Source organism: Mitsuaria sp. 7, assembly GCF_001653795.1.
Lineage (GTDB): Bacteria > Pseudomonadota > Gammaproteobacteria > Burkholderiales > Burkholderiaceae_C > Roseateles.
The window spans coordinates 1,116,865-1,130,051 of sequence record NZ_CP011514.1; the positions used below are offsets into that span (position 1 = coordinate 1,116,865).

Annotated in this window: 8 protein-coding genes; 7 read left to right on the forward strand and 1 reads right to left on the reverse strand. The window is 71.7% G+C overall.

The genetic code is table 11. The features are described 5' to 3' along the window. The 5 genes from ABE85_RS04955 (at position 1) to ABE85_RS04975 (ending at position 8,058) form a co-directional block, all read left to right on the forward strand. The gene (locus ABE85_RS04955) at positions 1-2,205 is read left to right on the forward strand and encodes a prolyl oligopeptidase family serine peptidase (RefSeq protein WP_067270643.1); all 2,205 of its coding nucleotides are present in this window, start codon (positions 1-3) and stop codon (positions 2,203-2,205) included. Next, complete coding sequence (locus ABE85_RS04960; RefSeq protein ID WP_067270647.1) at positions 2,202-3,536, forward strand: MFS transporter; 1,335 nt, start codon at positions 2,202-2,204, stop codon at positions 3,534-3,536. Before ABE85_RS04955 ends, ABE85_RS04960 begins: the two co-directional genes overlap by 4 nt. Positions 3,537-3,554: 18 nt before the next feature. Continuing rightward, complete coding sequence (locus ABE85_RS04965) at positions 3,555-5,285, forward strand: serine hydrolase (RefSeq protein WP_082938330.1); 1,731 nt, start codon at positions 3,555-3,557, stop codon at positions 5,283-5,285. After that, entirely contained in the window at positions 5,282-6,772 is a 1,491-nt protein-coding gene (locus ABE85_RS04970) for a M81 family metallopeptidase (protein ID WP_067270654.1), read from the forward strand. Before ABE85_RS04965 ends, ABE85_RS04970 begins: the two co-directional genes overlap by 4 nt. 200 nt (positions 6,773-6,972) lie before the next feature. Continuing rightward, positions 6,973-8,058, forward strand: coding sequence for an AraC family transcriptional regulator (locus ABE85_RS04975; RefSeq protein ID WP_197507200.1), 1,086 nt, complete (start codon positions 6,973-6,975; stop codon positions 8,056-8,058). Here ABE85_RS04975 and ABE85_RS04980 read toward each other — a convergent pair. Continuing rightward, on the reverse strand, positions 7,961-8,995 hold the full coding sequence (locus ABE85_RS04980; protein WP_082938332.1) for an AraC family transcriptional regulator: 1,035 nt from the start codon (positions 8,993-8,995) through the stop codon (positions 7,961-7,963). The two genes, ABE85_RS04975 and ABE85_RS04980, sit on opposite strands and share 98 nt — an antisense overlap. A gap of 96 nt (positions 8,996-9,091) precedes the next feature. Here ABE85_RS04980 and ABE85_RS04985 point away from each other — a divergent pair, with 96 nt between their 5' ends. Both ABE85_RS04985 and ABE85_RS04990 read left to right on the forward strand, forming a co-directional pair. Next, the gene (locus ABE85_RS04985) at positions 9,092-11,419 is read left to right on the forward strand and encodes a tetratricopeptide repeat protein (RefSeq protein WP_067270662.1); all 2,328 of its coding nucleotides are present in this window, start codon (positions 9,092-9,094) and stop codon (positions 11,417-11,419) included. Between the two features lie 78 nt (positions 11,420-11,497). Beyond that, positions 11,498-13,186, forward strand: a complete 1,689-nt coding sequence (locus ABE85_RS04990; RefSeq protein WP_082938333.1) for an ATP-binding protein — start codon at positions 11,498-11,500, stop codon at positions 13,184-13,186. Position 13,187: the final 1 nt, after the last annotated feature.

A 13,187-nucleotide genomic window follows, 5' to 3' on the forward strand; every position in this document is an offset into this window, starting at 1 on the left:
ATGACCGATGACTCCTTGCCTATCGACACGAGCAACACCAGCGACACGAGCGACCTGAACGATCCCGGCGATCCGGGCGATCCCGGCGATCCTCAACGGCGCTATCAGGCGCTCGAGAAAGACACCCCCGAGGTCCTGCAGTGGCAGACCGATCAGGACCGGGTCGCGCGCGATGCGTTGCACGGGAGCCCGTGCTTCGAGTCCTTCGAGGCCTTGCTGCGTCCCGCGTTCGCCGATGTGCTGAGCTTCCACGCGCCGCGCAAGGTGCAGGGGACGTGGTTCGCGCGCGTGGTGCCGCCGGGGGCGACGCAGCCGGTGGTCACCGTGGCGGAGGCCGCGGCCGACGGTGCGGTGGGGGAGGCGCGCGTGATCTTCGACCTCGCGTCGCTGGGCCAGCCCGACGCTCTCTTGCAGGACCTGCAGCCGTCGCCCGACGGCAAGCGGGTGCTGCTGATCATCGGGTCCGGTGACGGCTCGATGCGGACCACGGTGCGCATCATCGACGCCCAGAAGGAGCCGACCGCGGCGTGTCGCGACTTCACCGTCATCGGGCCCGTCAGCATGCCGGTGTGGAAGCCCGACGGCAGCGGTTTCCTGTACACGGGCCTGCCGCTGGGCGTCGATCCGGCGAGCCTGCCTCCGGCCCCCGGCCTGCGGATCTTCGAGCAGTTGCTGGACGACGCGCTCACGCGCACCGTGCTGCCGCTGCACCACGATCATCCGGTCGTCGCCGCACGCGTCTCGACGGATGGCCGCTACGCATTCCTCAATGAAGGGCAGGGCGCCGTCCACCCGGCCTATCTTCGGCGCCTGGAGGTATCGCGCGCGCCGACCGATGTCGACGGGCCGAGCCAATGGGTCCGGTCGGGGGCGTGGGGCGACGCGCAGGGATGGGTGCCTTTCCTCGACGAGAGCCACGGCCGCGTGAAGGGCACCATCGTCGGCGACGCGTTCATCGCCGTGACGAACGACGGCGCGCCGCGCGGCCGGCTGGTCAGCATTCCGCTGGCGAGTGCGCGCGATCACGCCACATGGCGCGAGCTGCTGCCGGAAGGCGAGGCGGTCCTCGTGAGCGTGACGCCCGCCGGCGGCAGGCTGGTGCTCGGGGAAAGCTTCGAAGGCCGCGCACGGCTGCGCGTGCTGTCGATGGAAGGCCGCGTCGAAGGCATCGTGCCGATCGATCCGGACGGCGCGGTCGGCAAGTTCGCGTTCGGCTTCGTCACCGGACTGATCGACGACCTCGTCTGGGCAGGTGGCGACGACCTCTCGTTCGTCTATTCGTCGCTCACGCAGCCGCCGGTGGCCTATCGCTACGACGTCGTCGCGGAACGGCTCGATGCCTTCCAGCCGGCCTCCGCGCGCCTCGACGGCCTTACGCTGACGGCAGCGCGGACGCCGGGCCTGCCGGCCGTGGCCTTGCTCGCGGGACCGTCCTCCGATTCAAGCGCTCCTGCCGTGACGTACCGTGTGATGAGCGGCGACGACGGCACCGATCCCCGGCCCACGATCGTGACCGGCTACGGCGGCTTCAACGTGCACTGGCTGCCGTGCTGGTCCAACCTCGCCGCGGCCTGGGTGAAGGCCGGCGGACGCTGGGTCCACGCGCACCTGCGCGGCGGCGGCGAGTTCGGCGACGACTTCTGGCAGGACGGCCGCATGGCGAGGAAGAGCCATGGCTTCGAGGATCTCTTCGCGGTGATCGACGATCTGACGCGTCGCGGGCTCTGCACCGCGGAGCAGCTCGGCGTGTTCGGCGCGTCCAACGGCGCGCTGCTGGTCGGAGCGGCGATCGCGTTCCGGCCGGCGTCGATCGCGGCCGGCGTGGCGCAGGTGCCCATCGTGGACGTCCTGGGCTGCGCGCGGGATCCGGGGACATTGACCATCGTCCGGTCCGAGTTCGGCGATCCCCTCGCCGAGGAGGACGCGTTGTGGATGCGCGCGTGGTCGCCGTTCCATCACCTGCCGACGGGTCAGCGCCTGCCGGCGCTGCTGGCGGACGCCGGGCTGCAGGACACGACCTGTCCCCCGTGGCATGCGCGCAAGCTCGTCGCCGCCGTGCGTGCGAAGGGCGCCGAAGGCAGCGGCCCGGTGCTCCTGCGCGTGCGGGAAGGCGTGGCCCACAACGTCACGAACGCCGCGCTGGCGATCGAGCGCGATGCGGAGACCTTGAGCTTCTTCGCGCGGCAGCTTGGGCTGGCCCCATGAGCGTCAGCGCGTCGATGCCCGTCGCCGTGGACCGCTCGGGACCGGCCCGCGCCGGCGCTGCAGCCTGGCTCGCGCTTGCCGTGCTGGTGCTGGCCACCATCGTCGGCGCCGTCGACCGTCAACTGCTGGTGCTGATGGCCGAACCGCTGAAGCACAGCCTGCATCTGAGCGACACGCAGCTGGGGCTGCTGCAAGGCGCCGGCGTCACGCTGTTCGCCGGCCTCGCGGCGTTTCCGATCGGCTGGCCGGCGGACCGCCATGACCGGCGCCTGGTGCTCGGCGGGTGCGTGCTCGTGTGGTCGGCGTCGACGGCGGCCTGCGGGCTGTCGCAGTCCTTCGGGCATCTGCTGCTGGCCGCCTCCGGCCTGGGCCTGGGCGAGGCGGGCCTGATCCCCATCGTCTACAGCCTGATCCCCGATCTCTTCCCGCGCGAGAAACGCGCGACGGCCAATGCCGTCTATGCCCTGGCCGCCGTGTTCGGCGCGGGCATCGGCATCTGGTCGAGCGCGGCCCTGCTCGCCTGGGCCGATGGCTTCGTCGCCACCGCGACGGGGAGCCTGGGACGGCTGGAGGGATGGCGGGTCGCGTTCCTCGTCGCCGCGGCGCTCGGCCCCCTGATCGCGCTGGCCATCGGCCTGCTGCGGCTGCGGCGCGCGGCGCCCGAGGGAACGGACGTCGAAGGCCCGTCATCGACGCTGCTGCCGTACCTGCGCCGCCATGCCGCGTCGCTGACGGGCATCTTCGGGGCGATGGGCCTGTGCACGCTGGGCATGACCGCCATCGCGACCTGGCTGCCGGTCATCGCCGTGCGCCACCTGGGCGCCTCGGTGCCGGACTCGGGCAAGGCCATCGGCCTGGCCTTCGCCGCGGGCACGCTCGCCGGCGGCGCGATCGGGGCGGCGCAGGCGCGACTGCAGCGCCGCTTCGGTCCGGTCGTGCTGGTGCGCCTGATGTGGGGATGCATCGGCGTGGCCGGTCTCGTCGCCGTGGCCATGCCGGTCATGCACGACCTGTCCGGACTCGCCGGCCTGTTCGCGATGCAGGTCATGGCCACCTTCGTCGGCTCCGTCGTGTACGCCTCGCTGATCCAGCTCATCACGCCCGCGGCCATCCGCTCGCGCGTGCTCGCGCTCAACGCCACGGTCGTCGCCTTGCTGTCCGCGGCGAGTCCGATCGCGGTCGGGCTGCTTTCCGATCACCTCCAGGGATCCGAGCGCCCGCTGCTGCTGGCCGTGACAGTCGTGACCGTGACCGCGATGGTCCTGGGCGCCGCGCTGCTGTGGCGCTTCGAATCCTCCGTGCTGCGCAGCGCGCATGAAGTCAACGCCTGACCCCTCGCCATTCCGACCATGTCTCCTGTCCCGATGAAGTCCTCCGATCCCGTCGCCCAGCGGCTCGCCGCCGTGCTGGCCGACTGGAACCGCAGCGACGCGCCCGGCCTGCTGGTCAGCGTCGTCCACCATGGCGCGCCGCTGCTGCGCACCGGCGTGGGTCTGGCCTCGCTGGAATCGATGCAGGCCAACCATCCCGGCACGCGCATGCGCATCGGCTCGACCACCAAGCACTTCACCAGTGCGCTGGCCCTGCTGATGGCGCGCGAGGGCCTGCTGCAGCTCGACGATCCGATCGGCCGCTGGCTGCCGGAGCTGCCCGCCGACCAAGGGCGCCGCACCTTGCGCCAGCTGATGAGCCACACCGGCGGCATGCGCGATGCGCTGGACCTGTCGCTGATCTCGAACGGCGGGACCGCCATGCCGGCGGAGGGTTCGCTCGACTACCAGTGCCGGCAGCGCGAGTCCAACTTCGAGCCGGGCGCGCGCTTCTCGTACAACAACGGCGGATACCGCCTGCTGTCGATCGCGATCGAGCGCATCCTCGGTCGGCCGTTCGGACAGGCGCTGCGCGACTGGGTGCTGGGGCCACTCGGCCTGCACGACACCGAGCTGTGGGAGTCCGACCTCCAGCTGCGGCGCGGCGTCGCGCAGGCACATGTGCGGCGTCCCGACGGCCGCTTCGACCGCGGCGTCTTCCCCGCGACGATGCTGGGCGAGGGCGGCCTGATCTCCACGCTGGACGACATGCAGCGCTGGCTGTCCCACCTGCTCAAGCCGACGCTGTGGTACGCCGGACTCACGGCGGCGCTGACCGCGCCGACCCGCCTGAACAACGGATTCATCACGCCGTACGGCCTGGGGCTGATCGACGAGACCTGGCGCGGACTGCGCGTGGTCCACCACGCGGGCGGCGTCGTCGGCGGCAGCGCGCAGATGATCGCGGTGCCGACGCGCGGACTGCAGGTCGTCGTGATGAGCAACCGCAGCGACGTCGCCGCGCCGGAGGTGGCGTTCCGCCTGATCGAGGCGGCGCTGGGCGACACCTTGGCGCCTGCCGCCGCAACCGTGTCCGTCACCGGCCGCGAGGCGATGCTCGGGCACTTCCATGACCCGGTGAGCGGCCAGGCGGTGGAACTGGCCAGGCATGACGGCCAGATGATCGTGAAGCTGAACGGATCGCCGCTGCCGCTGGTGCACGGCGCAGGCGGCGACCTCGTCGTGGAGCCGCTGAGCCTGGTCGGCCTGAGCCTGGCGCCGGGCGGCATCGACGCCGACGGACGGTTGACGGACCTCGCGCTGCGGGAGCAGGGCCGGTCGCACGACTGCGTGCGCGTCGACCCGGCCGCGCTGGATCGCGAGCGGCTGCTGGCGAGCTTCGCGGGCCGCTGGCACAGCGACGAACTGGGCGCGGACATCGTCATCGGCGCCGCGCCGCAGGACGATCCGGCGCAGGCCTTCGCCCACATGGGGTTGCGAGGGGTGTACGGCCGTGCGCGTTTCCGTCTGCTGCCGCTGGTCGACGACACGGCGATCGTGCAGAACATCGATGGCGACGCGCCCTTGCACGGCGTGCTGCGGCGCAGGGGACGCGAGCTGTTCCTGACGACGATGCGGACCCGGCATCTCCGGCTGATCGCCGCGCCCCGCGGCGCATCCTCCGACACGTCGATGGAGTCCCGCGTCGACGCGCCTTCCGACGCGCCTTCCGACGCCCGGACGGATGCCCGGACGGATGCCGGCGCATGAACATCCTCGTCGCCGGCTTCCAGCACGAGACCAATACCTTCGCGACCAGCCCGGCGACGTATGAGCGCTTCCTGCTCGGGGAAGACTTCCCGGCCCTGCGTCGTGGCCGCGAGGTGCTGGATCTGGTCGGTGTGAACCTGCCGATCAGCGGTTTCATCGAGTGTGTGCGCGAACGCGGCCACTCGGTCAAGCCGGTGATCTGGGCCGGCGCGGGCGCCTCGGCGCACGTCACCACCGAGGCCTTCGAGCGCATCGCGGGCGAGATCGTCGACGCGGCGCGTGCGGGCGACGTCGACGCCGTCTACCTGGACCTGCACGGCGCGATGGTGACGCAGGACCTCGACGACGGCGAGGGCGAGCTGCTGGCGCGTCTGCGCGAGGTGGTCGGCCCGAGGATGATGATCGTCGCGTCGCTCGATTCCCACGCGAACGTCACCGATCGCATGCGGCGGCTCGCCGACGGGCTGGTGGCGTATCGCACCTATCCGCATGTCGACATGGCGGAGACCGGGCGGCGTGCCGCGGAACTCTTGATCGCGCTGTCGGCCGCCGGCGCGCCGCCGTTCCGGAGCGCGCGTCGCGTGCCTTTCCTGATTCCCGTCAACGGCATGTCGACGCTGCTGGAGCCGGCCCGCTCGACCTACGCGCTGCTGCGCGGGGAGGAGGGCGGCGACGTCCTGTCGCTGTCCTTCGCGCCGGGGTTCCCGGCGGCCGATTTCCCGGAGTGCGGCCCGGTGGTCTGGGGCTGCGGCTGGGACAAACGCGCCGTCGAGCAGGCCGTGCAACGCGTGTTCGACCATGTCTGCGCGGTGGAGGCCCGATGGCGCGTGGACTTCGAGACTCCGGACGCCGCCGTCCGGCGCGCGATCCGCGTGAGCGGATCCGCGGCCGGGCCGGTCCTCCTGGCCGACACGCAGGACAACCCAAGCGCCGGCGGGACGGCGTCCACGACCGGGCTCCTGAGATCGCTGCTGAAAGCCGGCGCCCGGGACGCGGCCATCGGATTGATCTGTGACCCCGATGCCGCCGCGGCGGCGCATGGGGCCGGCGTTGGCCGGCAGGTCACGCTCGACCTCGGCGGGTGTCCGCAGGCGGGATATGCGCCGCTGCGGGCGACCTACCGGGTGGAGCAGCTGTCGGACGGTCGCTGCGTGCTCGGCGGTCCGATGATGACGGGCAAGCCGGTCGACCTGGGGCCGATGGCCCGGCTGAGCCTCGAGGGTGTCGAGATCGCGGTCAGCTCGGTCAAGGCGCAACTGCTCGACCGGAACATGCTGCGCGTCGTGGGCATCGACCCGGAGCGAAAGAAGATCCTGGTGCTCAAGAGCTCGGTCCACTTCCGCGCGGACTTCGCCGGCATCGCGCAGGAGATCATCGTGGTGCGCGCGCCGGGGCCGTTCGTGGCCGATCCGTCGCAGCTGCCGTGGCGCCGGCTTGCGCCCGGCATGCGGACGGGGCCGTGCGGTCCGGTCTTCGATGGCCCCTGAATTCAGTACTGCCACCGCCGCTGGCCCTCACCCCCACCCTCTCCCGCAAGCGGGAGAGGGAGTCCGACCGGCTCTACTCGCAGCGCTGGCTCCTCTTTCTCCCTCTCCCGCTTGCGGGAGAGGGCAGGGGTGAGGGCCAGCGGACGTAGCAGTCAACGACCGTCATGCCGGCGAAGTTCAGCAGGATGACAATCGCTTCCATGCGATCTCTTTCCCCTCTGGCGCCGCCCGCCGCGCGCGATGTCTGGCCCACGGGCTCGACCCGGGTCTCGGCGTTGTGGACCGAGATCGTGGACCTGCCGCGCCACATCGGCGCCGGCGTCGTCGAGCGTCTGACGCACGGCGTCTACCGCTCCAACGCCGTCGTGCTCGGCGGCAGCGGCACGCAGATCTCGCTGTTCCTCTCCGACGTGCTGCGCGTGCAGCTCAGCAACTGGACGCTGCCGTCGCACACGCGGCTCCATTTCCTCGTCGACCGGCCGTTGCTGGTCCTGCGCGCCTCGCTCTCCAGCGACACGACCTACGCCGTGCCCGGCCTGCCCCCCATGCTCTTCAACCGGCCCGAGATCGTGCTCACGCATGTGCCGGTCGGTGCGCAGCTCATCATGGACACGGCGGCGGACCGCCGCTTCCACGGCGTGGTCGCCTTCATCGAGGCGACCGCCTTCCTGCCGACCTTCGGACTGTCGCTGGACGCGATCCCGCCGGCGCTGCGCGAGGCGCTGCAGGGCAGCAGCACGGCGGGGCGGCTCGTCACGCTGCCGCTGGACGCCCGGCTGGCGCAGCTCGTTGCGCTGATGACCGATCCCCCGCGTTCGCCGGAAGTGCTGCCGCTCTTCGTGCGGGGCAAGCTCCATGAACTGGTCGCGCTCACGCTCGACGCGGCCTGGCGCAACGCGCAGTTCGCGGGGCCGGCCGCGGTGCGCCAGCGCGACGTCTACCTGGCCCACGCGGCGCGCGATGCGCTGGACAAGGACTTCGTGAACCCGCCGCGCATCCCGGACCTGGCCGAGGCCCTGGGCACCAACCAGAGCCGCCTCGCCGCCGTGTTCCGCGAGGCCTTCCGCACGACGATGCAGGACTACTGGGTGTCGCGCCGCATCGTCGAGGCGCAACGCCTGCTGCTCATCGGCCACCTCAGCATCGGCCAGGTAGCGGAGCAGGTGGGTTACGCCCACCAGAGCAGTTTCACGACCGCGTTCCGCGCCTCGACAGGGATGTCGCCGCGGGAGTACCAGCAGCATCGCGCAGCGCTGGACCTGTCGTTGGGGTCAGGTCTGGTCTGAGACCGACGTCGGCGTCCGAATCCGGATTGGCCCCAGCGTCCAGGACGGTGTCGGACGACCGCCGTCGCGCGCTCGTCCGGAGTGCTCGCGGTGAGCACCCGAACTCCCGCCGGAACGCCCGGTTGAAGTTCGACAGATCGGCCCAGCCGCTGTCGTAGGCCACGTCGGTCACCGGGCGGCGGGTGTCGCGCAGCAGGTGCAGCGCGTGCATCAGGCGCTGACGGAGGAGGTACTGGTGCGGCGTCACGCCGATGGCCTGACGGAACACGCGCAGCAGATGGAAGGAACTCAGCCCCGCGGTCTGCGCGACCTCGTCCAGCGTGAGCGCCTCGGCGCTGCGCGTCTCGATGCAGAACGCCGCGGCCCGGGCGCGTTCGTCCTGACGAGGCAGCGGCTCGGGCGCTTCGCCATCGCCGAGCGCGCGGCGCACCAGGGCCACGATGGCCAGCGTCGCTTCCTCGAGGGCGAAACCTTCTTCGCCGCCGTCGTCCAACCCGCGGAAGAGACAGGCCACGCGCGGCAGCGGCGGCAGGCAGGCATGCGTGAAGCGCTCGGAGGCCTTGCCCGCGCCCGTCTGGCGGGCCGCGCCGAGGGCCGACAGCGTCCCGTCCAGCATCGATGCCGACATCGACAACACCGTGCAGTCGTCGCCCGCGCCGTCGCTGTCCTCGTGCGAGCACGCATAGCCGTCGCCGGCATTGCCCAGCATCAGCCAGCCGGGACCGAGTTCGGCCGCGCCGGTGCGCGTCCGGTAGGTGAAGCGGCCGCGATCGACCAGCGTGATCGAGAACTGCTGGTGCTCCTCGTCGACCGCACGCTCGCCGCGGGCGGCCCGGCACTGGCAGTGCATCAGCCGCAGGCCGGTGCCCGACTGCAGCGGGCGATAACGGCGGTCGGCAGCGACAGCGTCGACAAAGGAAGGGCGGGGCATTGGCATGCGTGGAATGCTAAGGAGAACCCGCTCCAAAGCCTGTCAGCAGCCATCGCAGTTTTTGCCAAGTTTTCCAGGGCGGCCATCCCTAGGCTTGCCGGCATGAAACACCTCATCACCCGCGCCATCGCCGCGCTCAGCAGCGCGATGTGCTTCGCCGTCGCGCCGTCCCGGGCTGCCGATCACCTCGACACGCCCACCGTCATCGCCGACCCCGCCGCCGACATCGGCGACCTCTTCGCCTGGACCTCCGCCGACGGGAAGCGTCTGAACCTCGTCATGGACATCGTCGGCAAGCGCTTCTCCGACCAGGTGCAGTACGTCTTCCACGTGGACAGCGGTCAGCGCTTCGGCGCCACGACCGTCGGCACGCGGCTGCTCTGCCAGTTCGACGCCACGGGCATCGTCCATTGCTGGGCCGGGCGGGAGGACAGCGTGCAGGGCGACGCCGGGGCGACGCTCGGCCTGAACAGCCGGAGCGGTCGCCTGCGCGTGTTCGCCGGTCAGCGCGACGATCCCTACTTCAACAACGTGCGAGGCACCCGCGCCGCGCTCAACGCGGCGGCGGACGCGGTCCGTTCGGATCATGCGCCGGCCGACCCCGGCGGCTTCCGCCGCTTCGACGAGCAGACGCTCCAGCGCATCCGCACGCTGTGGGGCCAGACCGAAGGCGGCCCCGCGCGCAACTTCCTCGCGGGCTGGACGACGTCGGCGCTGGTCGTGTCGGTGGATCTCGGCCTCGTGAACGCCGGTGGGCCGATGCTGGCGGTCTGGGGACGCACGGAACGCCGGCAGTCGGGATCGGACAACGGACCGCCACCGCCCGGCGCGCCCATCGATCGCATGGGCCGCGCGCTGACCGGCAACGCGCTGCTGGCCACGATCGGCACGGACGAGGCGGCGAACGCGTTGAAGGAGGCCTACAACCACGCCGGCCCCGCCGCCTGGCAGGACTTCGCCGGCGAGATCGGCCGCAACCTGGCGCTGTACGACGGCTTCGACGGCGTGGCCGGCAACCAGTGGCTGGCGGATGCGCAGGAGCCGTCGCCCGCGCGCTACCGGCGGCTTGCCGAACTGCTGGCCGATGACCGCCTCTGGGTGGACAGCCGGCAGACGCGCTGCGAGGTCTACCTGGCCGTCGAACGCCGCGCCGCCGGCGCCACGCTGGCGCCCGACTGCGGCGGGCGCACGCCGCTGGTCAACGTCAACGCGGTGTTCCGCTCGCTGCTGATCCGCGGCACGCCGGACCTGGCCGACGATGGCGTCACGCACGACGACCGCACCCATTCCACCGTCGACTTCCCGTTCCTCGCCGCGTCGGCGATGCCATCGACGACCACGGCACCCACGGCACCCACGGCACCCACGACACCGACGGCACCCACGACACCGACGGCGGCCACGACGCGCAGCGACATCGCGGTGGCCAACCTCGATCACCTGATCCGCCAGCACGGCACCGATCCGGCGGGATGGGAGTTCTCGCTGATGCGTCTGCAGTTCCTGGCCGACTACCGTGTGCTCGACCGCGCGGGCGAGGTCGCGGCGAGCCCAAAGGGCGACGTGATCCGCGATGCGGCCCGCCAGGCAATCCGCGACGGGACCGTCGGTCTGCAACGGGCGCGTGCGCTCGTGACCCTGCATCGATTCCAGGAAGCGGAGCGTGCTCTCGATGCCGTCGGCGCGACGCCGCTTCAGCGCGCGCCCTTGCTGGTCGCTACGGGCCGTGCGGGCCAGGTCTTGCCCGCGCTGAAGGACGAGGCCGAACGCCGGCCGGACTTCGCGAATCTCAGCGCCCTGGCCCGCGCTGAGGCCGCCGTCGGTTGCCTCGAAGACGCCGACCGCCACTACGCCCAGGCGCTGACGACGCTGGACACGACGTGGCCGTTCCCCGCCGCGGCCATCGCCTTTGCGCGAGGTCTGATGTGGGCGGAGCAGGGCGGCGACGCGGCGCGCGGCGCAGCCTTCTACGAGGAGGCGCTGCGCCTGCTGCCCGACTACGCGGCGGCCGGCATCCACCTTGCCGAGCTGGAGATCGCCCGGGGTGACGAGGCCTCGGCGCAGGCGCGGCTGACGCGTGTCGCCCGGAATACGGACGAGCCCGAGGCCCTCGCGCTGCTCGGCGAGCTGCACCTCCGCGAGGGCAGGACCTCGCTCGGCCGCGAGGAGATCGCCCGCGCGAAGCGTCGCTACGAGGCGCTGCTGTCCCGGCATCCGCAGGCGTTCGCCGATCACGCCGCCGAGTTCTACCTCGGTGCCGGCCGCGACCCCCGGCGTGCGTGGACCTGGGCCCGGCTCAACCTGGGCGAGCGGCCGACGCGGCGTGCCCATGCGCTCGCGATCCGGGCGGCCGAGGCGCTCGGCCTGACGCGGGAGGCTGCGGCGCTGCGCGACCGGATGGGCGCACGCCACGCATTGCGGGGGGCCTGAGCGCCGACGGCGGCGGACCCGGCTGCGATACTCCCGCCGTCCCCTTCGCTCCGGAAGGGCCCAGCTCCATCGCCCGCCATGACCGACGACCTGCGCCAGCCTTCCGATCTCCCCGCCGCGGCGGCGACCTCCGAGGGCCTCTCGGAAGCGTCAGCCCAGCGCCAGTCCAACGACCTCGCCCAGTTCCAGACGCTCTTCGAGCGCATGGACGAGGGCTACTGCGTCATCGAGTTCATCGACGGCCCGCACGGCCCGCTGAGCGACTACGTGCACGTGCTCGCCAACCCGGCGTACTACGCCAACGCCGGCATCGCCGACGTCGTCGGGCAGAAGGTGCGGGAGATGGTGCCGGCCGAAGCCGATGCCTGGGTCGAGACCTACCGCAAGGTCCTGCTCACGGGGATCCCGGTGCGCTTCGAGCGCGAGCTCGAACGGACCGGGCGCTACCTGGAGCTTTCCGCCTTCCGCATCGATCCGGTCGAGCGCCGCCAGGTGGCCGTGCTGTTCCAGGACGTGACGCGGCGCCATCGCGCCGACCAGGAACTGCGCGAGCTCAACGAGACGCTGGAACGCCGCGTGCAGGAGGAGGTCGAGCAGCGCCTGCGCACCGAGGAGGCGCTGCGCCAGTCCCAGAAGATGGAAGCCGTGGGTCAGTTGACCGGCGGCATCGCGCACGACTTCAACAACATGCTGGCCGTCGTGGTCAGCTCACTCGACCTGCTGGCGCGCAAGTTCCTGAAGGACGACCCGCAGGCCATGCGCTACGTCGACGCGGCGCGCAACGGCACGCAGCGCGCGGCGCAGCTGACGCAACGGCTGCTCGCGTTCTCGCGCCAGCAGCCGCTGCGGCCCGAGGCGCTCAACGCCAACCGGCTGGTGGCCGGCATGTCCGACCTGCTGCGCCATTCGATCGGCGGCGCCATCTCGCTGGAGGCGGTGCAGGCCGGCGGCCTGTGGCGCACGCATGCCGACCCGAACCAGCTGGAGAGCGCGATCCTCAACCTCGCCGTCAACGCGCGCGACGCGATGCCCGACGGCGGGCGCCTGACCATCGAGACCGCGAACGCCCACCTCGACGAGCGCTACGTCGCCGAGCAGGTCGGCGTGCTGCCCGGCCAGTACGTGATGGTCGCGGTGACCGACACCGGCAGCGGCATGACGCCGGACGTGCTGGCGCGGGCCTTCGATCCCTTCTTCACGACGAAGGAAGTGGGCCGCGGCACGGGCCTCGGCCTCAGCCAGGTCTACGGCTTCGTCAAGCAGTCCGGCGGCCACGTGAAGATCTACTCCGAGCCCGGTCAGGGCACGACGGTGAAGATCTATCTGCCGCGCCTGCTCAACGATCAGGAAGAGGAGATCGAGTCGCAGCGCGTGCCGCTGGTGTCCGCGTCGCAGGGCCAGGAGACGGTGCTGGTGGTCGAGGACGAACCCGCCGTGCGCGCGTCCTCCGTCGACGCGTTGACGGAGCTGGGCTACCGCGTGCTCGAGGCCGACGGCGGCGAGGCGGGCTTGAAGCTGTTGGACTCGCACCCCGAGATCGCGCTCGTCTTTGCCGACGTCGTGATGCCGGGCATGAACGGGCGCAAGCTCGCCGACGAGGCGCGCCGGCGCCGGCCCGGACTGAAGGTGCTGTTCACGACCGGCTACTCGCGCAACGCGGTCGTGCACAACGGCGTGCTCGATCCCGGCGTGGACCTGCTCGGCAAGCCGTTCACGCTGGACGAGCTGGCCGCGGCGGTCCGCGCGGTGCTGGACCGCGCGGATTGAC